Genomic DNA, 24,540 nt, shown 5'->3' on the forward strand with positions numbered 1-24,540 from the left:
TCAAGCCGCCACTATCTGGCGATCTCGATTCACGGCTCACCGCATCGGGAAGGTGGTTTTGCAGCAAAGCGTCTTAATCGACCCGCCTTGTCGGGCTGCACCGGCGAGACGCGACGAACGCGGAACATGTCATGGGTTGCAAGCATAGGTCCCCCTACCGGGGAACGTCAGCGCCCCGGTCTCGTGATGTGGTTTTGAGTATGAAGGAGGCGATTGCCTCCGCTCCCTGAACAAGCTGCGGATAGGCCAGCACGATCAGCGCGATGGCTGCCGCCGTGGCGCAGATCTGCCGGACGATGGCCAGGGTCGACGGTGACGGATGGTGAAGCTCCCGCGGCTGGAGTGACGGTGGTCGAGCTGTCGCGACGGCGGGGAAGGGCTCGAAAGGCACGGTCCCGCTGTCGTTCAGCCTCTGTGTCGAGGCCTGGATTGGCTCGACATCGGGCAACTCGTCCACTGCCGGCGGCTCACGCCGTAGTTGATACGGTGTCGTTTGCGGGGCGGCGGCAGCGCCTTCGCGGTCCCGTTGCGCACGGAAAATAGCCGCAGCGCGCTGTCGTGTCGGAGCGTTAAGTTTGACTCGCGCCTTTTCTACATGATCGTCGACCGTGCGGGCGGAGAGGCCGAGCGCGCGCGCGATTTCCTTGCTCGTCATGCCTTCGCCGACCAGCGCGAGGCATTGAGACTGTTTCGGAGTTAACCGATTCGCATCGCCAGACATCGGAATCACGCTAACACGCCAGTATGAAGACACCAGCGCAACGGCGCGGAGCGCGGTCCGCTCCGATACCGCCGCGCGCTCCTCTCGCTGTCGGCACCGCATCGGTGTTGCGCCGCGTCCGAGCGCCGCTTAGAGGCGCGAGCGATTTCCCTTCACGCCGGAGCCCCGTATGTCCGATCAGATCAATCGTCCCGCCGGCGACGCCGGCATCAACCGGGTGGTCCTCGCCTATTCGGGCGGCCTCGATACTTCGGTGATCCTGAAGTGGCTCCAGCAGACCTATAACTGCGAGGTCGTCACCTTCACCGCCGATCTGGGCCAGGGCGAGGAGCTGGAGCCCGCGCGCAAGAAGGCGGAAGCCGCCGGCGTTAAACCTGAGCACATCTTCATCGACGATCTGCGCGAGACGTTCGTCAAGGATTACGTCTTCCCGATGATGCGCGCCAACGCGCTGTACGAGGGGCTGTATCTGCTCGGCACGTCGATCGCGCGGCCGCTGATCGCCAAGCGCCAGATCGAGATCGCGCGCATGGTGAACGCCGATGCGGTCAGCCACGGCGCGACCGGCAAGGGCAACGATCAGGTCCGCTTCGAACTCGGCTATTACGCGCTCGCGCCCGATATCAAGGTGATCGCGCCGTGGCGTGAGTGGGATCTCACCAGCCGCACCCGGCTGATCGAGTTCGCCGAACAGCACCAGATCGCGGTTTCGAAGGACAAGCGCGGCGAATCGCCGTTCTCGACCGACGCGAACATGCTCCACACCTCGTCCGAGGGTAAGGTGCTCGAGGATCCGTGGCAGGAGGTGCCCGACTATGTCTATTCGCGCACCGTCAACCCGGAAGACGCACCCAACGAGCCCGAGATCATCACGATCGACTTCGAGGGTGGCGACGGCGTCGCGGTCAACGGCGTCGGCATGTCGCCCGCCACGCTGCTGGAAACGCTCAACGAACTCGGCCGCAAGCATGGCATCGGCCGGCTCGATCTGGTTGAGAACCGCTTCGTCGGCATGAAGTCGCGCGGCATGTACGAGACGCCGGGCGGCACGATCTATCACCTCGCGCATCGTGGCATCGAGCAACTAACGCTCGATCGCGGTGCGGCGCACCTCAAGGACGAACTCGCGCCGCGGTATGCCGAGCTGGTCTATAACGGCTTCTGGTTCTCGCCCGAGCGCGAGATGTTGCAGGCCGCGATCGACCACAGCCAGGCGAAGGTGACGGGCACGGTGCGGTTGAAGCTCTACAAGGGCGGCGTGCACGTGACCGGGCGCAAATCGCCCTATTCGCTTTATTCGGAGAAGGTCGTCACGTTCGAGGACGATCAGGGCGCCTATGACCAGCGCGACGCGGCGGGCTTCATCAAGCTGAACGCGCTGCGGCTGCGGCTGCTCGGGCGGCGCGATCAGGGCTGACCATAACGCCATCCGTTCATCCCGAGCGAAGTCTAGGGACACGCGCCAGAGTTGCGCAGGTGTCTCGACGTCGCTCGACACGAACGGATAGCGTGAGAGACCGCAGCGCTCATTACTCCGGCTTAACCATCCGCGCGGTAAGCGGGCGCGATGTGGGCGGGAACCGAACGGCGGCGCTGGACCGGAGACGTGCTGGCGGCGTGCGCGCTGGCGGCGGTGCTGGCGCTGTGCTGGACGGTGCGCGACTGGCATAACCTCGCCGCGCTGCGCCTGCCCGACACCGACGACGTCATGCGGCTCCAGCAGATCCGCGACTGGCTGGCCGGGCAGCGCTTCGCCGATCTCGCGCAGCACCGGCTCGGCCTGCCGCCCGGTCTCGCGATGCACTGGTCGCGGCTTGCCGATCTCGTGCCGGGCGCGATCATCGCCGCGCTGACCCCGCTGGCCGGCCGGCACACCGCCGAGTTGACCGCAGTGCTGGTCTGGCCGACGCTGTTGTTCGCCGCCGCACTGGCGCTGGTCGCGGGGGTCGCGCGCGCGCTTGGCGGTGGCAGAATCGCGCGCACCGCCATCATCGTCGCCGGCGTGGCCTATCCCGCCACCACGATCTTCCTGCCCGGGCGGATCGACCATCACGGGCTTCAGATCGTCCTGCTGCTCGTCACCGTCCGTGCGCTGCTGTCGGCGCCGGCGATGAACGCGGGCATCATTGCGGGGCTCGCCGCCGCCGCCAGCCTGGTCATCGGGCTGGAGACCGCGCCGTTGTTCGCGGTGGTCGGCGTGCTGATCGCGCTCGACTGGGTGCGCGCACGACCGGGCGCGGACGACCGCATGATGGGGTTCGGCATCGGCACGGTGACCGCGCTGCTCGCCGCCTCGATCCTGTTTCGCAGCGACGGGTGGCTGTATCCGGCGTGCGACGGCTTCACCGCGACCGCGTGGCGCGCCGCGGTGACATGCGCGTTCGCGCCGCTCCTGCTGGCGCTGGCCGCGCGTGACGTGACGCGCCCGGCGGCACGCGCGGTGCTTGGTCTGGCGATCGGCGGGCTGCTGCTCGCCGCCGCCGTCACGGTTTCGCCGGCCTGCCTGTCGCCGTATGGCGGGGTCGATCCGCTGCTGCGCCAGCTCTGGCTCGGTCGCGTCGGTGAGGCGCAGCCGCTGTTCGCCGCGCCGCCGGGCACCGCGATCGGCTATGCCGGGCTGATGGTCGCCGGCGTCGCCGCGGCGCTGTGGCAGCGTGTGCGGACGCGCGACCGGCGCTGGAGCGTGCTGCTCGCGCTCCAGCTCGCTGCCTTCGCGCTGACCTGCTGGCAGTTGCGCGGCGCCTATGCCGGCGCGATCCTTTCCGCGCCCGCGCTGGCCGCCGCGATCGCAGCGGCGCGCGCGCGCGGCGCGGGGTGGCTGGCGGGGGCGTGGCTCGCTTCGGCGGGGATGCTCTACCCCCTCGCCGCGCAGGCGCTCGCGCCCGCGCCCGCCGGTGCCGCACCGGCTGCGGGCGGGGTCGGCTGCACCAGCCCGGAGGCGCTCGCGCTGCTCGCCGCGCAGCCGGCGGGACGGCTGCTCGCGCCGCTCGATCTCGGTGCGTTCGCGATCGGCGCGACCCGGCTCGGCGTGGTCGGCGCGCCCTATCATCGCAACGACGCAGGCAATCTTGCGGTGTACCGCGCCTTCCTCGGCACGCCCGATCAGGCGGCGGCGGTGGTGCGCGGCTGGCGGGTGCGCTATGTTGCGCTGTGCTCCGACAGTTTCGCCGAATTGCCCACCCCGCCGCGCTTCGCCGCGCAGCTTCGCGGCGGCCATCCGCCTGCGTGGTTGCGGCCGGCCGGCCAGCGCGGCGCGCTGACGCTCTATATGGTGGCGTCGGCTGCCCTGCCGGCGCAGCGCTGACCTTCCGGGCAGGATGAACGCGTGACCCCGCCCGCGGTGCATCGTCCGTGGTGGGAGACGCGTTGGTGCGTCGCGCTCGCGCTGGTGCTGAGCGCGGTGCCGCTGCTGTGGCCGGCGGTGCCGCCGCTCACCGATCTGCCCGGACACATGGGCCGCTACCGCGTGATGCTCGGCACCGACGCGGCGACGCTCGGCGCATGGTATCATTTCGCGTGGAAGCCGATCGGCTATCTCGGGGTCGATCTGCTCGTCGCCGCGCTCGCGCCGCTGGTCGGGCTGGAACCGGCGGTGAAGGCGATCGTCGTCGCGATTCCCGTCCTCGCCGCCGCCGGCATGCTGTGGCTGTCGCGCGAGGCGCATGGCCGCGTCCAGCCGAGCGCCTATTTCGCGCTGCCCTTCGCCTATCACCTCGCCTTCCTGTACGGCTTCCTCAACTACACGCTGGCGATGGCGCTCGCGCTCAATGCCTTCGCGCTGTGGCTGCGGCTGGCGCGACGGCGGCGGTTGCGCGCCGGCGTATTCGTCGCGGTGTCGGCGCTGATCTGGACCGCGCATCTGTTCGGCTGGCTCTGCCTCGGCGTGATGGCCTTCTCCGCCGAACTGGTGCGTGCCCGCGCGGTCGAGACAGACGGCACGCGGCGCGGCTGGATCGACAGCGGCTGGCGCGCCGCGTTCGCCTGTCTGCCGCTCGCGCCGCCCGCGCTGATGCTGCTCGCGTGGCGGCCGGGCGGCGCGCACCCGGCCGGCGACTGGCTGCTCGGCCTCCACCTCAAGCCCGGCTGGCTGGTGATGAGCCTGCGCGACCGCTGGCAGCCGTTCGATCTCGCGTCCGCATTCCTGGTCGCGCTGGTGATCTACCGCAGCTACCGCGACCGCCGCTTCGTCCATGCGCCGATGCTCGCCGCCGCCGCGCTGGGGCTGCTGATCCTGTTCGTGGCGATGCCGTTCGGCGCGGCCTATGCCGACATGCGGATCGCGCCCTATGCGATCATCCTCGCCTTGCTGTCGATCCGCTTCAACGCGCGGGTCAAGCAGCGCCGGCGGCAGGCGTTCGCGCTGGCCGCACTCGCTTTCCTCGTCGCGCGCACTGCCGCCGGCACCGCCAGCTTCGCCATCGAGAGCCGCGACTGGACGCGCCATCTCGCCGCGCTAGACCATATTCCGCGCGGGAGCCGCGTCGCCGCCTTTGTCGGCGCGACCTGCGAGCAGCCGTGGCGGATGACGCGCAGCGGGCATCTGCCGGCGATGGCGATCGTGCGGCGCGCGGCCTTCTCCAACGATCAGTTCGATCTCGGCTCGACCGCGCTGCTCACCGTCACCGCGCCCGGCATCGCCGGCTTCGCGACCGATCCGTCGCAGATCGTGATGGACGCGCCGTGCCCGCCAAGCCCCGAGTTCCGCACGCTCGATCGGGCACTGACCGAGCTGCCGCGCGACCGGTTCGACCTGATCTGGCTCATCACGCCCGCGCGGATCGACCCGCGCGCACTCGGCAGCGCACGGCTCGTCTGGAGCGATGGGCGCGATTTCCTGTTCGCGCTTCCGCACGCCACGCCACATCGCTAGAAGCCCCCGGATGGTTGGACCGGAGCAAGCGCCGCGTTGGTGGCAGACACGTCTGTTCGTGATCGCCGCGACGCTGATCGCGATGGTGCCCTTGCTGCGCCCGGAGATACCGCCGCTGGTCGACCTGCCGGGCCATATGGGCCGCTACCGCGTGCAACTCGCGCTCGACGACCACCCGTTCCTCAAGGAATGGTTCGATTTCCGCTGGCAGCTGATCGGCAATCTCGGCATCGACCTGCTCATCGTGCCCATGGCGAAGCTGTTCGGGCTCGAACTCGGCGTCAAGCTGATCGTCATCGCCATCCCCGCGCTCACCGTTTCGGGGCTGCTGTGGATCGCGCGCGAGGTGCATGGACGTATCCCGGCGACGGCGCTGTTCGCGCTGCCGCTCGCCTATGGCTATCCGTTCCACTTCGGCTTCGTGAATTTCGAACTGTCGATGGCGATCGCGCTCAACCTGTTCGCGCTGTGGCTGCGCCTCGCCCGGTTCGAGCGGCTGCGCTTGCGCGCCGCGCTGTTCGTGCCGCTCTCCTGCCTGTTGTGGCTGTGCCATACGTTCGGCTGGGGGACATTGGGCGTACTCGCCTTCTCCGCCGAGCTGATCCGCCAGCATGACGCCGGGCGCCGCTGGCACCGCGCGATCATCCGCGCCGGGCTCGCCTGCGTGCCGCTCGCGTTGCCGATGGTGCTGATGGTGTTCTGGCGGAGCGGCGACCATGTCGGCGGGCTCACCACCGACTGGTTCAACTGGCGCGCCAAGATCGGCTGGATGGTGATGGTGTTCCGCGATCGGTGGGAGCTGCTGGACATCGCCAGCGTCGCGGTGGTGCTGATGATCCTGGCACGCGGTTTTCGCGATCCGACCATCCAATATTCGCGCAACCTCGGCCTGTCGGCGTTGTTCCTGCTGCTCGTCTATATCGTGCTGCCGCGCATCGTGTTCGGATCGGCCTATGCCGACATGCGGCTGGTGCCGTTCATGATGGCAATCGCGGTGATCGCGATTCGCCCGCGCGCCGGCGTCTCGCCCCGCGGCGCGGCGGTGCTGGCGACGCTGGGCTGCGCCTTCTTCCTCGGCCGCATCGCCACCACCACCTGGAGCTTCTGGATCTATGCCGACAAGATCGAGCGCGAGCTGAAGGCGATCGACCATCTGCCGGTCGGCGCGCGGCTGGTCTCGTTCGTCGGCGAGAAATGCTATGGCGACTGGACCGCATCGCGGCTCGAACATCTCCCCGCCATCGCGCTCGAACGCAGACTCGCCTATTCGAACGATCAATGGTCGATGGCGGGCGCGCAATTGCTCACCACCCGCTACGCCAAGGCGCGCCGCTATGCGCACGATCCGTCCGAGATCGTCACCGCGGTGCAATGCCCGCGCGAATGGTGGCGGCCGATCTCGACCTCGCTGGCCCGCTTCCCGCGCGATGCGTTCGATTATGTCTGGCTGATCGAGCCGCCCGCCTATGATCCGCGCCTCGCGGCGGGACTGGTTGAGGTGTGGCGCGACGGGACGAGCGTGCTCTACAAGGTCGACCACAGCCAGCCGGGACCGGTGGTGAGCGACGTCGAACTGCGCGCGCCGATCATCCACCGCTAGGCGCTTCGGCGATACCGCTGCGGCCTAAGCCTTTTTGAACGGCGTCAGCTCGCCGAGATACTCCTGCTCGCTTTCCACCGAGGCCCGCTCCCGGACGAGGAAGTCGGCAATGGCGCGGCGGAAGTTCGGGTCGGGAATATAGTGCGCCGACCAGGTCGACACCGGCGCATAGCCGCGCGCCAGCTTGTGCTCGCCCTGCGCGCCCGCCTCGACCACGGTCTTGCCGAGCGCGATCGCCGCGTCGATCGCCTGATAATAGCACAGCTCGAAATGGAGGAACGGCACCTCTTCGGTACAGCCCCAGTAGCGGCCGTAGAGCGTATCCGCGCCGATCAGGTTGAGCGCCCCCGCGATCGGCCGGCCATCGCGTTCGGCGAGCATCAGCAGCACATGCTCGCCCATCCGCTCGCCGAGCAGCGAGAAGAACTGCCGCGTCAGGTACGGCCGCCCCCATTTGCGCGAGCCGGTATCCTGATAGAACACCCAGAACGCATCCCACGCCGCCTCGGTCAGTTCCGCGCCGGTGAGGTGGCGCACGGTGATGCCGCCCGCCAGCGCGCCCGCGCGCTCCTTGCGGATCGCCTTGCGCTTGCGGCTCGACAGCGCGCCGAGGAAATCGTCGAAGCTGGCGTAACCCTCGTTGCGCCAGTGGAACTGCGTGCCCTCGCGGATCAGCCAGCCTGCCGCTTCGAACACCGGCACCTGCTCAGGCGCGATGAAGGTCGCGTGCGCGGAGGACAGGCCGTGCTGGTCGGTCACCGATTCGAGCGCGGCAATCAGCGCGGGCGCGAGCGTGGCGTCGCGCAGCAGCAGGCGCGGCCCGGGCGCGGGCGTGAACGGCACCGCGATCTGGAGCTTGGGGTAATAGTCCCCGCCCGCGCGTTGATAAGCGTCGGCCCAGGCGTGATCGAACACATATTCGCCCTGGCTGTGGCTCTTGGCATAAGCGGGTGCGATCGCGGCGGCGGTGCCGTCCGCGCCGTCGATCACCACTGGTACGGGCTGCCAGCCAGTGCGCGGCGTGGCGCTGCCCGATTCTTCGAGGATCGACAGGAAGGCGTGGCTGAGGAACGGATGGTCCGCGCCGGCGCAGGCATCCCACTCGGCGGCGGGCACGGCCGCGACACCGTCGACGATCCGGGCGGTGACTGGCTGGGCAGTGACTGGGGGGCTGCTCACATGGGGTAAACTAGGGTGTCGGCGCGGCTTTTCCAACCGGTGTCTGCGCAAGCGGCCAGCACAGCAGCAGAAGCAGGAAGGGCGTGACGAAGTCGCGGTGACGCTCGCCGAATTCGAACCACACGCCGAACAGTCCGAGTTGCAGCCCGCAGGCGGCGACGAGCAGCACCAGCGGCATCGGCACCGTGCGCGATCCCGCCCGCCACGCGGCGAGCGCGAGCAGCGCGGCATGGCCAAGGTGCGACACCGGCCACAGCAGCGCGGCGAGCGGGCGAGGAATGCTCGGCGTCATCGCCTCCAGCCGCACCACGCCGAAGATGCCGACCCCGCAGGCGCGCACGAACTTGGTCGCGGTCAGCCGCACGAAGCCCGCCGGATCGTGTCTGATCCACGCCAGCGCCAGCGCGCCGCCACGCTGGCCGATCGTCCGTTCGGGCAGCCCGTGCAGGTCTGGCGGGGGCGGCATCCAATTGCCGGTCGCCTGCGCGTTGTTGCCGACCCACAGGCTCAGCCCGCCCGCGCTGGTGAGCGGCACGAAACCGCCGAAAACCAGTGCATTACGAACCCACCACGGCAGCATCACCAGCACCGCGAACGGCACGGCGGCAAGACCGCGCCGGACCACGCTGCCGAGCCCGAACTGTCGCCACAACACCAATCCGAACAGCGCGGCGAGCGGCGCCTGTCCCGGTTGCGTCAACGCGAGCAGCCCGGCGGGGACGCCGATCGCCGCCGCTCCGCGCCACCCGCCCGCGTTGCGCAGCCACCCGCGCGCGAGCAGCAGCACCAGCACGACGCACAGCCCCTCCTTCTGCGCGAGCGGTGCGGAGAACACCACCGAGGGCCACACCAGATACAGCCAAGCCGCCCGCGCACCCGCCGCCGCATCGCCGAGCCGGCGGCCGAGCAGCGCGATCAGCACCGCCGCCATGCCGTCGATCAGCGTGCCGAACACCAGGATCGAGCCGGTCGAAAAACCCAGCACCGCGCCCCACCCTGCCAGCAACAGCGGGTAAAGCGGCGGGTAGAAAGCGTGGAAATAGACGCCCATGCCAGAGTCGTAGATGCCGAAGTCGCCGTGCAGCAGCAGGTTGCGCGCCAGTTCGACATAGGCATGCGGATCGCCCGGCGAGACGCGCCCATCGGCGACCGCCGCCGATCCGCAGCGCAACGCGGCGAGCACCAGCGCCATGCCGAGGAGCCTCGGCCAGCGCGGGCGTCGCGCGAATGCCCACACCCCCGCCGCCGCCGCGCCCGTCCAGCCGACCAGCAGCGCGAATCCGCCCGCCGACCAGCCCCAGCGCGCGCCGAACCCCGGCAGCGACACCAAGGCGTAGAGGAACAGCACCGCCAGCGCCGCCTGCACCGCCAGCCGCACAGACGACCACGCAGCCATCATTCGCCGAACGCACCCGCGCGGTACAGCAAGGTGATCGCGACCCGCCGGTTGCGCGGATCGGTCGGCGTCTTGGCAATCATCGGCTCACGGTCCGCCACGCCCTCGATCCGGTTGAAGCGGTTCTCGGGGATGCCGCCCGCCTCCAACCGGCGGCGCGTCGCCTCGGCGCGGCCGCTCGACAGCATCCAGTTGTTCATCGCCAGCGGGTCGCCATAACCAAGGCTGTCGGTGTGGCCGCGGATCATGATCGGGTTGGGCGTATCCTTGATCGATTCGGCGATCATCCCGATCAGCGTCGCCGCCTGCGGATCGAGCTGCGTGGTGCCGAGCGCGAACATCGAATAATCGGCATCGTCGACCAGATCGATGCGCAATCCGTCGCGCGTGCGCACGAATCGGACGTGGCTGGCGAGCTTGGACAGCTTGGGGCTCGCCGCCATCTGCTGCTCGATCCGACGGTGCATCGCCGCAAACGCCTTGGCGTCCTGCGCGGCGATCTCCTTGTTCTTGAGCGATCCGGTCTGGCCGGTGCCGACCTGGGTGCCGCCTTCGGCATCGACCGGGATCGTCATCGAGCGGGTGCCGGTCTGCTTCGCACCATGCGGGTAATTGTCGCGCGCGGTGATCGAATCGCCGCCGAAGATGCCGTTCGAACCGGCGCTGTTCTGCTTCAGCTCGACCAGGGTCGGCGAGAAATAATCGGCGAGCGCTTTGCGCTGCTTCTCGTTGGTGGCGCCGAGCAACCACATCAGCAGGAAGAACGCCATCATCGCGGTCACGAAATCGGCATAGGCGACCTTCCACGCGCCACCGTGATGGCCGCCGTGACCCTCGATATAGATCTTCTTGTAGATGATCTTGGGCGGCTGGTTGTTGCCATGCGGCGCGCGGGCGGCGGCCATCAGTGGGCTTCCCGCCTAGAGATAGACGCATAAACCCGTTCATCCCGAGCGAAGTCGAGGGACAGAGAAGGGTGCCTCGACTTCGCTCGGCACGAACGGTTGGGGGGGGGCGGGGCATCCATCACTTACCGCCCCCGCAGCCCGTCGAACACTTCGGCGAAGCCGGGCTGGTTGGAATGCGCGATGCCGGACCGCGCCGCCTCGATCACCAGCGGCTGCGGGTGGCCGTGCAGCGAGGCGATGATGATCTGCTTGACGACATGGTAGATCGCCGCATCCGCGTCGATCACCTGCTTCAGGCGATTGGCGAGCGGTGCGACGATGCCGTAGGCCAGCAGCACGCCCATGAACGTGCCGACCAGCGCCGAGCCGATCATCGCGCCGAGAATGGCGGGTGGCTTGTCGATCGAGCCCATCGTCTTCACCACGCCGAGCACCGCCGCGACGATGCCGAGCGCGGGCAAGGCGTCGGCGAGACCGGCGATCGTGCCCTGCGGCCCTTCGACCTCGTGGTGGTGGGTCTTGATCATATTGTCCATCACCTCCTCGACCGCATGCACGTCGAGCGTGCCCGAGGAGACGACCACCAGCCGCAAGGTATCGGCGATCAGGTTGACGAGCGTATGGTCGGCCAGCAGGCGCGGATATTCGGCGAAGACGGCAGAGGATTTCGGGTCTTCGACATGCGGCTCCAGCGCGATCGGGCCGTCGGTGCGCAGCATCTTCATCAGTTTCGACACGAGGAAAATCGTGTCGAGATAATCCTGCTTCTTGTACTTCGGCCCCTTGAACACCTTGCCCAGGCCGCCGCCCAGCGCCTTCAGCTCCTTCATCGAATTGCCGATGATGAGCGCGCCGACCGCCGCGCCGCCGATGATCATCATCTCGTGCGGGATCGCCTCCATCACGGGGCCGAGCGCGCCGCCGGTGATCGCGAAACCGCCGAAGATCATGACGAGGAGGACGACGAGGCCGATGACCGGAAACATGGTGTGTGGAAATCCCCCTGCGCGCAAACCGCTCTGTATAGAGAACGACCGCTAACGCTCTCGCTTAACCCGATTTCGTTACCGTGCGCCCAACGCCCCGCACGCTCACTTCAGATAATCGAACAACGACAGCGAACTCAGCTTGGTGAAGCTCGCCTGCGTCGCCTGAAGCACCGTCATCGTCTTCTGCAACTGGGTGACGGCGGTGGTGATGTCGGTATCCTCGATCGCCGAGCGGTCGGCCTCGTGGTTGGTGGCGCTGGTCGTCAACTGCGTCGCGGTGAGGTCGAGCCGCGCCTCGCGCGCGCCGACTGCGCCGTGCACGCCTGTCACCTGCGTCAGCGCCGCGCTCAGCCCGTCGCCGGCATCCGTCAACGCGGCGCTCACGTCGCCGCCCGCGTCGAGCGCCTTGGTCACTTTCGACAGGATCGAGAACACGTCGGTGGTGCCGCTCGCGGTCTGGACGCCCCCGAACACGCGTTCGGCGCTGTCGCTTGCCTGGATGCTGGCGCCGTCGCCGATCGGGATCGACGCGGGCGTGCCGGTGCCGGTGAAGCTGACCGTTCCATCCGCATTCTTCGTCACCGCGCTGTCGCCGGTCGCCGCGCCGTACAGCGGCTGGCCGCGCGCGTCCTTGGTGTTGGCGAGGCTGACGAGATCGTCCATCACCGCCTTCAACTGCGTCGAGATCGTCGCGCGCTGCGCATCGGTGAGCGTGTCGCTGTTGGCCTGGGTGACGAGCCCTTGCGCCTTGGTGAGATCGTTCTCGACCGAGGTCAGCGTCGAATCGGATTGCTGAAGCAGGCTCTGCGCGAGTGTGACGTTCGACGCATAGGCGCTGTCGTTGGCGGTCGCCTGCTTGATCGTCGAAAGCTGTTGATAGGCGACGACGTTGTCCGACGGCGCATCGTATTTCTTGGTCGACGATATCTGGTTCTGGATATCGTTGGTCGCTCCCGTCAGCTTCGCCATCAGCGACGCGGCGTTGGAATAGAACTGGTTGGTGCTGATCTGCATGGCGCGCCTAGCGGATGTCGAGAATGGACTGGAAGGTATCGCGCGCGACCTGGATCACCCGGCTCGACGCCGAATAGGCCTGCTGGAAGCGCATCAGATCGACCGCCTCATTGTCGAGGTTGACGCCGCCGACCGCGTCGCGCGCCGCCACCGCACCGTCGCGGATCGAGGATTGCGCGTCGGCGATGGTCTGGCGGCTCGACAGCGTAGCGGCATTGCCCGCGACGAGCGCCGTCGTGTCGCTCTCGTATTTGCCCGAGGTGCGCAGGCTCGCGAGCGCGGTCAGGTTGCTGTTGTCGCGCGTGCCGCCGCCGACCGCGGCTGCGGCGATGCCGTTCGGATCGGTGAGCGACAGCGAGATATCGGTCGCGGAGGCGCCGGTCGCGAACATCGCCGCGCCGGCGGTGCCGTTCAGGTCGGCCCCTTGCGCCTGCACCGCGTTGATGCCGGTGGTGAAATTGGTTGCGATCGTGTCGAGTTGGTTACGCGCATCGGCAATGCGTTGCGCGCCATCCGCCACGCCGGCGAGCGCGCCGCCGTTCGGGGTGAGCGTGGTGATCTCGCCCGCATAATGGACCGCGAACGACACGCTGCCGCCGTCGCGCACATACGTCACCGCACCCGCGTTGCTGCCCGACACGAGCGTCGGACCGCTCGCCCCGCCGAGCCGCACCGTCGCGCGGCCGGCCGCGTCGGTCGACACCGAGACGTCGCTGATCGCGCTCATCTGGTCGAGGATCTGGTCGCGCTGGTCCTGCAAGCCGGCCGCCGTGCTGGTGCCGGCGGTGGCGCGGCCGAGCCCGTCGTTGATCTTGGCGAGCGCCGCGCCCAGCGTGGTGAGCGTCTCGACGCCGTTCTCCGCCGTCACGTCGAGATCGGCCGCGACATTATCGAGCGCCTTGCCGGTGGTGGTGAAGGCGCTCGCCACCGAATTGGCCGCTTCGAGCATGGTCGAACGCGGCGCCGATGCGCTTGGATCGGCGGCGACGGCATTGGCGGCGTTGAAGAAATCCGCCAGCCGGTCGCCGATCGCGCTGCCGGTCAGCGCGTTCTGGATGCCGGTGAGCGTGGTGATGCTCGCATCGCTGCGCGCGAGATCGGCGCTCGACGCGCGCACGTCGGCGGCCTTTTGCGCATCCGCCAGCCGCACCGTGCCGGTGACGGCGACGCCGTTCGCGCTCACCGCCTGCCCCGCCGCCACACCGCCGGGCGCGACGACTTCCTTCAGGCCGGTCGTGCGGCGCGTGTAGCCGGTGGTGCCGGCGTTGGCGATGTTGTCGGACACGGTGGTGAGCGCGCTCTGATACGCGCGCACCCCACTGGCGCCGATGTTGAGCAGGTCGCTCACGGCGTCTTCGCCTTCGTATCAGGCTGGAGATTGGCCTGCGACTTGGCGAGGAAGTCTGTCATCGCCTTGCCGATGCCGAGCGGCGCCTTGTCGGCCCAGGTTTGCGCGATCTGCTTGTCCTGCATGTCCTTGAACGTGTCGAGCGCCTTGGACGAGAACAAATCGTCGGCGAGATGGGTCGAGCGCATCGACTTGAGCATCATCGAGGTGAACGTCGCCTCGAACTGCTTGCCCGCCTTTTCGAGGTTGGCGCGCGTGGCGAGACGGCTCGTGTCCTGGCCGATGCCGCCAAGGGAAGACGAGGGGGGGGCGGAGATGTCGGTCACAGGATGATGAGATCCGCCTTGAGCGCGCCGGCTTCCTTCAGCGCCTCGAGGATGGCGACCAGATCGGCCGGCGACGCGCCGATCGCGTTCACCGCCTTGACCACGTCGGCGAGCTTGGGGCCGGGCTGGATCAGGAACATCGGGTGTTTCTCCTCGTCGACCGCGACGCTGCTCTTCTGGACCTTGGTGGTCTGGCCCTGGCTGAACGGTGCGGGCTGGCTGACGCCTTCCTTCTCGTCGATGCGCACGGTGAGCTTGCCGTGCGTCACGGCGGCGGTGCCGACGCGGACGGTCGAGTTGATGACGACGGTGCCGGTGCGTGCATTGACGATCACCCGTGCGGGCGGTTCGGCGGCGACCACGTCGAGATTCTCGATCTCGCTCATCAGCGTCGCGCGCACATCGCCGCCGACCGGCGCACGCACCTTGACCGACACCGCATCGGTCGCCTCGGCGGTGCCCGCGCCGAGCCGGCCGTTGATCGCGGCGGCGACGTTCTGCGCGGTGGTGAAGTCCGCGCGGGTGAGGTTGTAGGTCAGGTTGGGCGACGTCTCGAACCCGGTCTGCACCGCGCGCTCCACCGTCGCCCCCTCCGGGATGCGGCCGGTCGAGGGGACGTTGATGACGATCTGCGAGCCGTCCTTGCCCTCCGCGCCCAATCCGCCGACCGCGAGATTACCCTGCGCCATCGCGTAGATCTGGCCGTCGGCGCCGATCAAAGGCGTGAGGATCAGCGCGCCGCCGCGCAAGCTCTTGGCCTTACCCATCGACGCGACGGTGATGTCGAGCCGCTGGCCGGGCTTGGCGAAGGCGGGCAGATCGGCCGTGACCATCACTACCGCCGCATTCTTGAGGCCGGGGTTGACGTTAGGCGGCAGTTGTAACCCGAAGCGCGACGCCACCGCCTTCATCGACTGGATGGTATATTCGAGATTGTCGTCGCCGCTGCCGGGCAGGCCGACGACGATGCCATAGCCGGTGAGCTGGTTCGAGCGGATGCCTTGGAAGGTGCCGAGATCCTTGATCCGGTCGGCGGCGGCGGGGGTGGCCGCAAGGAACATCGCCGCGCACGCCAGGCACGCTAAAGCGACCCGCTCCCAAACCGTTCGTGTCGAGCGAAGTCGAGATACCTGCGCGACACGCATGTCCCTCGACTTCGCTCGGGACGAACGGGGCTGGGGGAGGAGGCGGAACATCGTTGACCTTTCAAGGCGCATCATACCGCCTACGCAGCAAGCATCGTGCCAGTTTAGCGCCCGATCAGAACGGGCTCACCACCGAGAAGAACCGGCTCAGCCAGCCCTGCCGGCTGGCGCGCGCGACGTCGCCCTTGCCGGTATAGGCGATCTGCGCGTCGGCCACCCGCGTCGAGAGCACGCGGTTCTGCGTGTCGATGTCGGCAGGGCGGATCAGCCCCTTGATCTGGACGAACTCGTCACCGCGGTTGAGCGTGACGCGCTTCTGGCCCTGCACCAGCATCGTGCCGCCCGGCAGTACCTTGCTGATCGTGACGCTCACCTCGCCCGACAGCGAGTTGGACTGATCGGCCGCGCCCTGCCCGTTGAAGCTGCGATTGCCGCTGACGGTCGCGTCGGTGCCGGCGAACAGCGACAGCGAGCCGGTAGTGGGCGGGGTGATGCCGAACGTGCCGCTCGATCCGAGCTTGGAACTCGCCGATTTCGACGCGGCGGTGCTTTCCACCAGCACGATCGTCACCACGTCGCCGACCCGCCGTGCGCGCGCGCCCTCGTACAGCGCGGCATAGCCGGTGCTCGCCTGAAAGATCGCGCCATCGGCGGGCGGCGGCGCATCGGGCACGCTCGCCATGACGGTCGAGTAATCGACCGGCGGCTTCTTGGTGCCGAACAGCTTGGCGTCGGCCTGAGCCGGCGCGCACAGCAGCACCAGCACGGAGCCGGCGCAGAAGCCGGCGGCGAAGGAAAGAGGCGTCCGCATCAGATGTTCTGGTTGACGTATTTGAGCATGTCGTCGGTCGCCGAGATCATCTTCGAATTGACCTCATAGGCGCGCTGCGTCTCGATCATGTCGACCAGTTCCTCGACGACGTTGACGTTCGACGCCTCCAGCATGCCCTGCCGCACGTTGCCGCGCCCGTCCTGTCCCGGCACGCCGAGGTTGGCGGTGCCGCTCGCGGCGGTTTCGGTCAGGTAATTGTCGCCGGTCGCCGCCAGCCCCGCCGAATTGGGGAAGCTCGCCACCTGGATCTGCCCGAGCTGCGTCGCGGTGGTCTGCCCCGGCACGATCGCCGAGACGGTGCCGTCGGTGCCGATCGTCAGCGAGCTGGCGCCCTCCGGAATGGTGATGCCGGGCTGCACCTGATAGCCTTCGGAGGTGACGAGCAGCCCTTCCGACGAACGCGAGAAATTGCCCGCGCGCGTGTAGCCGAGCGTGCCGCCGGGCATCTGCACCTGGAAATAGCCGTCCCCGTCGAGCGCCATGTCGAGGCTGCTGCCGGTGGTCTGCATCGAGCCTTGCGTGTCGATCCGCGAGGTGCCCTGAATGCGCACGCCGGTGCCGAGGTTGAGCCCGGTCGCATAGTTCGATTCCGCCGTGCTGGGCGATCCGGGCGAGGTGATCGTCTGGTAGGCGAGCGTCTCGAAATTGGCGCGATCGGCCTTGTAGGCGGTGGTGTTGACGTTCGCGAGGTTGTTCGAGATCACGCGCATCCGCATGTCCTGCGCGTCGAGCCCGGTGCGGGCGATATGCATGGCTGCACTGGTCATGGTCTTTTTCCCTTACTGGCTGGAGACGCGCATCACCGAAGCGGCGCTCTCGTCCATCGTCTTGGCTTCTTTCATCAGGTTCGCCTGAACCTCGTAGCTGCGCTGGTTCTCGATCATGTCGACCAGCGCCTGCGTCATGTTGACGTTGGACTGTTCGAGCGCCCCGCCCTCGACCTTGGCGTCCATGTCCTGCGGCAGCACGCCGCCGCCCTTCACGCGCAGCAGGTTGTCGAGGCCCTTGACGGTCTGGCTGCCCTTGGGGCTGGCGAGTTTCAGCTTGTCGAGGATCTGCGGACGCGTCGGATCGCCGCCGTTGGGTACGATCATCAGCGATCCGTCCTCGGCGACCTTGATGCTCTGCGCGGGCGGCACGGTGATCGGCCCGCCCGACGCGCCGATCACCGGGAAGCCGTCGCCCGTCTCCAGCACGCCCGATGCGTTGACCTGAAGGTCGCCGCGCCGGGTGTACGCCTCGGTGCCGTCGGGCGCCTGCACCGCGAGCCAGCTTTCGCCGGGGATCGCGATGTCGAGCGGGCGGCCGGTCTGAGTGATCGCGCCGGCGGTACGGTCGATGTCGAGCACCTCTTCCGAGGCGGGCATGCGCGTGTCGAAGCCGTCGCCGGTCATGTTCACGCGGTCGAACAGCGCGCGATCGGCACGGAAGCCGATCGTCGCCGCGTTCGCCATGTTGTTGGCGATCGCGGCCTGCGCCTGCATGTGCGCCTTGAGGCCCGTCGCCGCGGTATAGACCAGCTTGTCCATCTAGGATCAGCTCTGGATCTGGAAGATGGTCTGGATGAGCTGGCTCTGCGTATCGAGCGCCTTGGAGTTCGCCTGGAAGTTGCGCTGCGCTGCGATCAGGTTGACCAGCTCCTCGGTGATATCGACGTTCGAGCCTTCGATCGTGCCGGACATGACCGAGCCGTAGCCATTGTCGCCCGATTGGCCGAGCGATGCCTGACCCGAAATGCCGGTCGGGCTCCAGTAGCTGTTGCCAAGCTGACGCAGGCCTGTCGGTGTCGTGAAGTTGGCGATCGCCACCTTGCCGAGCGCCTTGCTGTCGCCGTTCGAGAAGCTCGCGGTGATGACGCCGTCCTTGCCGACGCTGATGCCCGAGAACTGGCCGACCGCGGCGCCGTCTTGGCTGCGCGCCGCGACCGAGAAGGTCGAGGCCTTCTGCGTCGATCCGGCGAGATCGAGCGACAGCGTCTGCGACACGCCGGTGGCGGCGGGCGTATAGGCATCGAACGCAGTCGCGGTGGTCGGGCTCGTCATCGTGCCGCTCGCGTCGAAGCTTACGGACACGCCGGCCGCGCCGCCGCTGGTGAGCTGCTGGTCGCCCGCATAGGAATACATTGTCCAGCCGGTCGACATGTCGGTGTCGGCGCTGCTGTCGCGCACGAAATAGTTGGTCAGCGTCTGCGCGTTGCCGCTCGCGTCGTAGATCGTCGTCGTGGCGGAGTTGTTGTAGGTCGAGGGATTGCTGCGGTCGAACGTCGTGGTCGGCGTCGCCGCGCCGCTGGCGAGGTTGACGTCGAGCGTCACCTTCGAGGTCGCGGTCGGCGTGCCGCTGGTGGTGGGGATCGTCACCTTGGTGAGCCCGTCGGTGCCGGTCGCGGTGACGTTGCCCGATGCGTCCACCGGATAGGCGAGCAGCGCGCTGCCCTGCGCGTCGATGATGGTGTGATCGCTGCCGACCGAGAAACCGCCGTTGCGCGTATAGGCGACCGCGCCGCTTGCCGAGTTGCCGGTCTGCACCGCGAAGAAACCGTCGCCCGAAATCGCGAGGTCGAGCGCGCCGCCGGTGGTCTTGAGGTTGCCCTCCCCGAACTGCTGGACGTTCTGCGTCAGCGTCGCGCCCATGCCGACCTGCGTCTTGGGATCGGTGTAGAAGTTGGTCGCCATCACGTCGGCGAAGTCGCTGCGGCTCTTCTTGAAACCATCGCTCGAGACGTTGGCGAGGTTGTTCGAGATGGTCGACATGTCGGTCTGTGCCGCCTGAAGGCCGGACAGCGAGGTGTAGAAGGTCATGGAAGGATCCTTGCGCGGGAAGGGATGGAAATCAGCCGACCGAGCGGACGTCGCCGATCGCGACGGTGCCGATGCCGGTGACGCTGAGCGATGGCGTGCCCGAGGACGGCACCGACACCGATTCGACTGGCGCCCAGACGAGGCCGGTGGCGGTGACGGTGGCGCCGTTGTTCTGCGCCGCGACCGAGACCTTGAAAGGCCCGGTGCCGGCCGAAGCGCCGCTGTCGGTGGTGCCGTCCCAATCGTAGGTGGCGGTCCCGGCGGCCTGCGCGCCGAGCGACAGCGTCTTCAGCGTGTTGCCGCTCGCGTCGCTGATCGTCACCTTGACGTCGCTTGCCGCCGCACCGAGTTCGACCGCGCCGGCGATCCCGCCCGATGTGCGGCCATAGGCGGTCGAGCCGGCGGTCAGCACGGTCTTGCCGACATAGGAGAGCGCGTCGGCGGTGCTGGTGCCGGCCAGCTTGTCGGAGATCGCCTTCAGGGTGGTGTTGAGATCGCCGACCCCCGAGGAGGTCGAGATCTGCGCCATCTGCGCGACCATCTGCGTGTTGTCGACCGGGCTGAACGGGTCCTGATTGTTGAGCTGCGCGGTGAGCAGCTTGAGGAAATCGGACTGGCCGAGCGTGGTCGATCCGCTCGTGGTGTTGGCGGTGCCCGTGGTGCCCGACGTGCCGCTCGTGCTGTTGATGCCGAGATTGGCCAGCGTCGTGTCGAAGTCGCTCATCTTATCGTCCCATCTTGAGGGTATCGAGGATCAGCGACTTGGCGGTCTGCATCACTTCGACGTTGTTCTGGTAGCTGCGCGAGGTCTCCATCATGTCGACCATCTCGCGCGTCTCATCGACCGCGCTTTCCCAGACGTTGCCGTCCTTGTCGGCCATCGGGCTGGCGGGATCGTAGCGCTTGGTGGGGTCCTGACCTGCCGTCACCACCTGCTCGACATCGACCGTGGCGAGGCCGGAGGCGTTGTCATATTGCGTGCGGAACACCGGCTTGATCGAGCGGTAGGCGGTGTCCGCGCTCGACGCGACCGCGCCGGCATTGGCGAGGTTGGAGGCAGTGGTGTTCATCCGCACGAGCTGCGCCGACATGGCGCGCCCCGCGACCTGGAAGATGGTGAGCGGGCTGGACATGTTACTCCCCCTTCAGCGCGCGGTTGATCTGCGAGATGCGGCCGTTCAGGAACGAGAGCGTCGTCTGATACTGGACGGCATTCTCGGCGAAGGCGGTCTGTTCGGTGGAGAGTTCCACTGTGTTGCCGTCCATCGAAGGCTGGTTGGGCACGCGGTATTTGGTCGCCGCCGCCATGCCGCTGTCGACGCCGCTGCCGCTTTCCAGCGAGGACAAGGCCGACTGGAAGTCGATGTCCTTCGCCTTGAAGCCCGGCGTCGAGGCGTTGGCGATGTTCGACGCGAGCACCCCCATGCGCTGCGATCGCACCTCGAGGGCACTGGCATGGATACCGAAAAGCGTATTGTCGGCCACCGGGCTCGAACTCCTGCGCAAGATTGCGCGAGGATACTCAGCAAAGGGCGTGCCAGTTTTGCTCGAAGTGCAAACGCCGTAAGAAAACCGTTCGTGTCAAGCGAAGTCGAGACACCCGCGCACCGGGCTTGCCCCTCGACTTCGCTCGGGACGAACGGATGGGGCGGTGGTTGCCGGCAAACGCTTGCCGGTGAGCGGCAAGCGTTGCCGCCTCGCCCCCTCGCCGTTCGTGCCGAGTAGCGATCGAGTAGGCGAAGCCGTATCGAGATCGCGTATCGAGGCAGACGGTTCGCGCACGCCTGTCCCTCGATACGCCACCTCGATATGCCGCAAGCGGCTACTCGGCAGCTGCTCGGGACGAACGATCGGTGCGAACTGGCCCACCCTTTGCAACACCGTCCGCCGATGACCGACTTCGCCCCCCTCGCCCCGTTCCTCGATCCCACCGCGTTCGCGATCGTCGGCGGCGGCACGTTACTCGCCACCGCGCTGCGCACGCCGCTTGCCGATCTCGGCCGCGCGCTTGCCGCTCTGCCGACGCTCGCGCGGCGGCGGTTCGATGCCACGCCGCTGGTCGAACAGATCGCAGCACTCGGCCGGATCGCGCGGCGCCACGGCGTCGTCGCGCTCGATCGGTCGGTGATCGCCGACTCCGATCTCGCCGCTGCGATCGCCGCGATCGTCGATGGGCGCGCGCCCGCCGAGGTCGAGGAATTGCTCCGCCACGCGCGCCGGGCGCGGATCGACCGCCACGTCGCCGCCGCCGACGTGTGGGCGGGCATGGCCGAGGTCGCGCCGGCGATGGGCATGGTCGGCACGCTGATCGGCCTCGTCGCGATGTTCGTGAAGATGCAGGACGCAAGCGCGATCGGCGCAGCGATGGCGGTGGCGCTGCTCGCCACGTTATACGGCGCGTTGCTCACCAATCTCCTCGCCGCGCCGGTCGCCGCGCGGCTGCGCCGGCAGGCGCGCGCGGAGGCGGTGGAGCGGTTGCGGCTCGAAGCGCCGCTGGTCGCGCTCGCGGTGCGCGAGCAACCCCGCGCCGCCAGCTTCGCGCGCCCGCTCGCCGAGGTGGAAGCGGCATGACGCTCGACGATGATTTTCCCGAGACCCCGAACGGCCGCCCGGCCTGGCTGATGACGCTTGCCGATCTCGCATTGCTGCTGGTCGGCTTCTTCGTGTTCCTCCAGGCGACGCAGCATCTCGACCGAAAGGCGCTTGCCGACGGCATCCGCGCCGGCTTCGGCGTCACCCGCGCGCCTGACCTCGCCAAGACGCCCGATCCGATGCCGCTCGCCGCCGCCGCGATGCTCGATTTCGCACCCGGATCGGCCGCTTTGCCGACCTCGCCCGCCAGCCTCGTCGCATGGGCGCGCGAAGCGGCGCGCGATCCGCGCGTGACACTCCGCATCACCGGCGCGGTCGACGGCTCGGCCGCCGATGTCGATGGGCCAAGCGGCAGCGGCGCGATTCTCGCCGCCGATCGCGCGCGTGCGGTCGCGGTGGCGATCGCCGCCGCGCGCGCGGTGCCGGCCGGGCGCATGACGATCGTCGGCGCGCCCAAGCCCGACCACGGGCATCGCAATGTGCTGGTGACGCTCGGGTTTGCCGGCAACCGGCAAGACGATGCCGCCGACCCTTCCAACCTTGCCGCCCCGGGGAAACACTGATGCGCTACTTCCTCCTGCCGCTCCTGCTCGCCGCCAGCCCTGCGCTGGCGGCAACGCCGTTCCAGGACACCGCCACCATCGACCGCGCGGTGGCGACCTTCACCGGTCGCCCGATCGGCGCGGAGGGCGGCGCCAGATCCAACGTCGATGCGCGGCTGAAACTTGCCGCTTGCCCGATGGTGTCGCTCGCGTGGCGCTCGGACAGCCATGATGCGGTGGTGGTGACATGCAGCGGCCCGGACTGGCGGCTGTTCGTGCCCGTCACCGCCGCCGCGCCCGCACCGGCCGCGCGCAGCGCGCCGGGCGTGCCGCTGGTCAAGGCGGTCGCGGTCATCCACCGCGGCGATCCCGTCACGATCGAGGCGGGCTCGCCCGGCTTTTCGATCACGCGCGAGGGCGTCGCGATGGGCGATGCCCCCGAAGGCGGCCGCCTGCTCGTCAAGGTCGAGGAGACGCGCGTGCCGGTGCAGACCGTCGCGGTCGCCGCCGGCCAGGTGACGCTGCCCGGCTGGGAAGGATAAACCCTTAAACTTTCCGCCGCGCCGCCGTTATACCTCTTGTGTGAAACCCGAGGTGTATCGCGTGGTTCAGTCGATCGGTCCCAAACCCCTGTCACCCGGCGACCGCCCGGTCGCATCGGTCACGCGGATCGCGTCGACGGCCAAGGCGGTCGCGCGGGGTGATGCGTCTGCCGCCGCGCCGCAGCTTTCGGGCATCGCGGCGGAGGCAGCGGGACGGCCGCCCGTCGACACCGCGCGCGTCGCGGCTTTGCGCGCGCAGATCCAGAACGGCAGTTACACCATCGACCCGGAGGCGATCGCCGACCGGATGCTGACGATGAAGCAGGAGTGGACGTCGAAATGATCCGCCGCGATGCGTTGATCCGCGTGATCGAATCGCTCCATGCCGAGATCGCCGCGCTGAAGGCGAACGACGTCACCGCGCTGGAGCGTGCCACCAACGAGAAGCTCGCGGGTATCGAGGAACTCGCCCGGCTCGGCAACGGCCCCGCCGGCGACGAGCTGCGCGATCTGGCCGAGGAGGCCAACCGGCTCAACGAGACCTGCCGGATCTACGTCAATCTGATGGCGGCAAATGTCCGCCGCCGCCTGCAAAATCTGACCGGCGATGCCGGTGGCGGCTACCGGCGCGGCGTGGGTCTGGCGGCGTACGCCTGATTTGAAGGAAACCGTTCGTCCTGAGTAGCTGCCGAGTAGCCAACGCAGTTGGCGTATCGAGGTAGCGTATCGAAGGACCGGCCCCGCGCGAGACCTGTGCTTCGATACCGGCTCTCGATACGGCTTCGCCTACTCGATCCCTACTCAGCACGAACGGTGAGTGGAGAAACTGGCACGTCCCTTGCTTTGATGTCCCCATACAGGGGCCATCAGCCGGGGAAGAATGCCGTTCAATCCGCTCACATCGACGACAGGCACTAGCGCGACCGGATCGATCCAGTCGGCGATCGCCTTCGCGAGCCAGAAGACCGGCGTCGACTTCAACTACCTGATGGGTCAGGCCCAGCTCGAAAGCGGCATGCGCGCCAACGCGCGCGCCGGCACGTCTAGCGCCTCGGGCCTCTACCAGTTCATCGAGCAGAGCTGGCTGAAGGTCGTCAAGCAGCACGGCGCGGAACACGGGCTCGACTGGGCCGCCAACGCGATCTCGACCAACAGCGCGGGCCGCATGACGGTGAGCGATCCGGCGCTCAAGCACGCCATTCTCGACCTGCGCAACGATCCGCAGACCGCCTCGCTGATGGCGGCGGAGCATGCCAGCGACAACAAGGCCGCGATCGAAAGCTCGCTTGGCCGCGATGCGACCGGCACCGATCTCTATATGGCGCATTTCCTTGGGCTGGGCGGCGCGCGCTCGTTCCTGCGCACGATGGCGCAAAGCCCGGGGGCGAGCGGTGCCGCACTGTTCCCCGCCGCCGCGCGCGTCAACCGGTCGGTGTTCTACACCTCCAGCGGCCAACCGCGCAGCCTCGCGCAGATCTATGCGCGCTTCACCGACAAGCTCGGGCAGACCGGCATGGCCGTTCCGCCGCTCCAGCTTGCCGCCACCAAGCTTGGCGACGGTGCCGACGTGATCCCCGGCGTGTCCGAGACCAGCACTGCCGATGCGGCAAGCTGGGCGCGCGCGACGATCGACCGGCTGAGCGGCGGCCACCGTACCGAGACCGCGAGCCTGCTGCGTCCGACGCCGAACACCGCGCGGCTCGCCTATATGATGCTCGCGAGCCTGGGAGGCTGATCG

Annotated in this window: 26 protein-coding genes; 10 read left to right on the forward strand and 16 right to left on the reverse strand. The window is 68.2% G+C overall.

Going from position 1 to position 24,540, the window contains the following annotated elements; genetic code table 11:
* Positions 1-154: 154 nt before the first annotated feature.
* Positions 155-655: a LuxR C-terminal-related transcriptional regulator gene (locus tag AC3ANX_RS19150; RefSeq protein ID WP_488334809.1), complete on the reverse strand. Its 501-nt coding sequence runs from the start codon at positions 653-655 to the stop codon at positions 155-157.
* Between the two features lie 235 nt (positions 656-890).
* On the opposite strand from AC3ANX_RS19150, the gene AC3ANX_RS19155 reads away from it, so the two are divergent.
* The 4 genes from AC3ANX_RS19155 to AC3ANX_RS19170 all read left to right on the forward strand — a co-directional run bounded on the left by AC3ANX_RS19155 (position 891) and on the right by AC3ANX_RS19170 (position 7,191).
* On the forward strand, positions 891-2,138 hold the full coding sequence (locus tag AC3ANX_RS19155; RefSeq protein WP_488334810.1) for an argininosuccinate synthase: 1,248 nt from the start codon (positions 891-893) through the stop codon (positions 2,136-2,138).
* Between the two features lie 150 nt (positions 2,139-2,288).
* On the forward strand, positions 2,289-4,025 hold the full coding sequence (locus AC3ANX_RS19160) for a hypothetical protein (protein WP_488334811.1): 1,737 nt from the start codon (positions 2,289-2,291) through the stop codon (positions 4,023-4,025).
* A 21-nt stretch (positions 4,026-4,046) separates the two neighbouring features.
* Positions 4,047-5,591 (forward strand): hypothetical protein, encoded by a 1,545-nt coding sequence (locus AC3ANX_RS19165; RefSeq protein ID WP_488334812.1) that lies wholly within the window; start codon positions 4,047-4,049, stop codon positions 5,589-5,591.
* 10 nt (positions 5,592-5,601) lie between these two features.
* Complete coding sequence (locus AC3ANX_RS19170; RefSeq protein ID WP_488334813.1) at positions 5,602-7,191, forward strand: hypothetical protein; 1,590 nt, start codon at positions 5,602-5,604, stop codon at positions 7,189-7,191.
* 24 nt (positions 7,192-7,215) lie between these two features.
* Here AC3ANX_RS19170 and AC3ANX_RS19175 read toward each other — a convergent pair whose 3' ends face one another.
* The 15 genes from AC3ANX_RS19175 to AC3ANX_RS19245 all read right to left on the reverse strand — a co-directional run bounded on the left by AC3ANX_RS19175 (position 7,216) and on the right by AC3ANX_RS19245 (position 20,551).
* Entirely contained in the window at positions 7,216-8,370 is a 1,155-nt protein-coding gene (locus tag AC3ANX_RS19175) for a GNAT family N-acetyltransferase (protein ID WP_488334814.1), read from the reverse strand.
* A 10-nt stretch (positions 8,371-8,380) separates the two neighbouring features.
* Positions 8,381-9,769, reverse strand: coding sequence for a glycosyltransferase (locus tag AC3ANX_RS19180; RefSeq protein ID WP_488334815.1), 1,389 nt, complete (start codon positions 9,767-9,769; stop codon positions 8,381-8,383).
* Entirely contained in the window at positions 9,766-10,671 is a 906-nt protein-coding gene (locus AC3ANX_RS19185; RefSeq protein WP_488334816.1) for a flagellar motor protein MotB, read from the reverse strand. Before AC3ANX_RS19185 ends, AC3ANX_RS19180 begins: the two co-directional genes overlap by 4 nt.
* 125 nt (positions 10,672-10,796) lie before the next feature.
* The gene (motA, locus tag AC3ANX_RS19190) at positions 10,797-11,660 is read right to left on the reverse strand and encodes a flagellar motor stator protein MotA (RefSeq protein ID WP_242148449.1); all 864 of its coding nucleotides are present in this window, start codon (positions 11,658-11,660) and stop codon (positions 10,797-10,799) included.
* Between the two features lie 105 nt (positions 11,661-11,765).
* The gene (locus AC3ANX_RS19195) at positions 11,766-12,677 is read right to left on the reverse strand and encodes a flagellin N-terminal helical domain-containing protein (protein ID WP_488334817.1); all 912 of its coding nucleotides are present in this window, start codon (positions 12,675-12,677) and stop codon (positions 11,766-11,768) included.
* A 7-nt stretch (positions 12,678-12,684) separates the two neighbouring features.
* On the reverse strand, positions 12,685-14,025 hold the full coding sequence (flgK, locus tag AC3ANX_RS19200; protein ID WP_488334818.1) for a flagellar hook-associated protein FlgK: 1,341 nt from the start codon (positions 14,023-14,025) through the stop codon (positions 12,685-12,687).
* Positions 14,022-14,351 carry a rod-binding protein gene (locus AC3ANX_RS19205; protein WP_488334819.1) on the reverse strand — a complete coding sequence of 110 codons (330 nt, stop codon included), beginning with the start codon at positions 14,349-14,351 and terminating at the stop codon, positions 14,022-14,024. Before AC3ANX_RS19205 ends, flgK begins: the two co-directional genes overlap by 4 nt.
* Positions 14,348-15,412 carry a flagellar basal body P-ring protein FlgI gene (locus AC3ANX_RS19210; RefSeq protein ID WP_488334820.1) on the reverse strand — a complete coding sequence of 355 codons (1,065 nt, stop codon included), beginning with the start codon at positions 15,410-15,412 and terminating at the stop codon, positions 14,348-14,350. The genes AC3ANX_RS19205 and AC3ANX_RS19210 overlap by 4 nt, the downstream gene beginning before the upstream one ends.
* Positions 15,413-15,611: 199 nt before the next feature.
* Positions 15,612-16,307 carry a flagellar basal body L-ring protein FlgH gene (locus AC3ANX_RS19215; protein WP_488334821.1) on the reverse strand — a complete coding sequence of 232 codons (696 nt, stop codon included), beginning with the start codon at positions 16,305-16,307 and terminating at the stop codon, positions 15,612-15,614.
* The gene (gene flgG / locus AC3ANX_RS19220; RefSeq protein WP_488334822.1) at positions 16,307-17,095 is read right to left on the reverse strand and encodes a flagellar basal-body rod protein FlgG; all 789 of its coding nucleotides are present in this window, start codon (positions 17,093-17,095) and stop codon (positions 16,307-16,309) included. Before flgG ends, AC3ANX_RS19215 begins: the two co-directional genes overlap by 1 nt.
* Before the next feature lie 12 nt (positions 17,096-17,107).
* Positions 17,108-17,857 (reverse strand): flagellar basal-body rod protein FlgF, encoded by a 750-nt coding sequence (flgF, locus tag AC3ANX_RS19225; protein WP_488334823.1) that lies wholly within the window; start codon positions 17,855-17,857, stop codon positions 17,108-17,110.
* A 6-nt stretch (positions 17,858-17,863) separates the two neighbouring features.
* Positions 17,864-19,126 carry a flagellar hook protein FlgE gene (locus AC3ANX_RS19230; RefSeq protein WP_488334824.1) on the reverse strand — a complete coding sequence of 421 codons (1,263 nt, stop codon included), beginning with the start codon at positions 19,124-19,126 and terminating at the stop codon, positions 17,864-17,866.
* A gap of 31 nt (positions 19,127-19,157) precedes the next feature.
* Positions 19,158-19,850 (reverse strand): flagellar hook assembly protein FlgD, encoded by a 693-nt coding sequence (locus AC3ANX_RS19235; RefSeq protein WP_488334825.1) that lies wholly within the window; start codon positions 19,848-19,850, stop codon positions 19,158-19,160.
* A gap of 1 nt (position 19,851) precedes the next feature.
* Entirely contained in the window at positions 19,852-20,259 is a 408-nt protein-coding gene (gene flgC, locus AC3ANX_RS19240; RefSeq protein WP_488334826.1) for a flagellar basal body rod protein FlgC, read from the reverse strand.
* A gap of 1 nt (position 20,260) precedes the next feature.
* On the reverse strand, positions 20,261-20,551 hold the full coding sequence (locus tag AC3ANX_RS19245) for a flagellar basal body rod protein FlgB (protein WP_488337006.1): 291 nt from the start codon (positions 20,549-20,551) through the stop codon (positions 20,261-20,263).
* A 465-nt stretch (positions 20,552-21,016) separates the two neighbouring features.
* On the opposite strand from AC3ANX_RS19245, the gene AC3ANX_RS19250 reads away from it, so the two are divergent.
* The 6 genes from AC3ANX_RS19250 to AC3ANX_RS19275 all read left to right on the forward strand — a co-directional run bounded on the left by AC3ANX_RS19250 (position 21,017) and on the right by AC3ANX_RS19275 (position 24,537).
* The gene (locus AC3ANX_RS19250; RefSeq protein WP_488334827.1) at positions 21,017-21,697 is read left to right on the forward strand and encodes a motility protein A; all 681 of its coding nucleotides are present in this window, start codon (positions 21,017-21,019) and stop codon (positions 21,695-21,697) included.
* Positions 21,694-22,281, forward strand: coding sequence for a flagellar motor protein MotB (locus tag AC3ANX_RS19255; RefSeq protein ID WP_488334828.1), 588 nt, complete (start codon positions 21,694-21,696; stop codon positions 22,279-22,281). Before AC3ANX_RS19250 ends, AC3ANX_RS19255 begins: the two co-directional genes overlap by 4 nt.
* Positions 22,281-22,802 carry a flagella basal body P-ring formation protein FlgA gene (locus tag AC3ANX_RS19260; RefSeq protein ID WP_488334829.1) on the forward strand — a complete coding sequence of 174 codons (522 nt, stop codon included), beginning with the start codon at positions 22,281-22,283 and terminating at the stop codon, positions 22,800-22,802. The genes AC3ANX_RS19255 and AC3ANX_RS19260 overlap by 1 nt, the downstream gene beginning before the upstream one ends.
* A gap of 61 nt (positions 22,803-22,863) precedes the next feature.
* The gene (flgM, locus tag AC3ANX_RS19265) at positions 22,864-23,145 is read left to right on the forward strand and encodes a flagellar biosynthesis anti-sigma factor FlgM (RefSeq protein WP_488334830.1); all 282 of its coding nucleotides are present in this window, start codon (positions 22,864-22,866) and stop codon (positions 23,143-23,145) included.
* Positions 23,142-23,459 (forward strand): flagellar protein FlgN, encoded by a 318-nt coding sequence (locus AC3ANX_RS19270; protein ID WP_488334831.1) that lies wholly within the window; start codon positions 23,142-23,144, stop codon positions 23,457-23,459. The genes flgM and AC3ANX_RS19270 overlap by 4 nt, the downstream gene beginning before the upstream one ends.
* A gap of 223 nt (positions 23,460-23,682) precedes the next feature.
* On the forward strand, positions 23,683-24,537 hold the full coding sequence (locus tag AC3ANX_RS19275; RefSeq protein WP_488334832.1) for a lytic transglycosylase domain-containing protein: 855 nt from the start codon (positions 23,683-23,685) through the stop codon (positions 24,535-24,537).
* Positions 24,538-24,540: the final 3 nt, after the last annotated feature.

This window comes from Sphingomonas sp. BRN-1R (genome assembly GCF_057748035.1).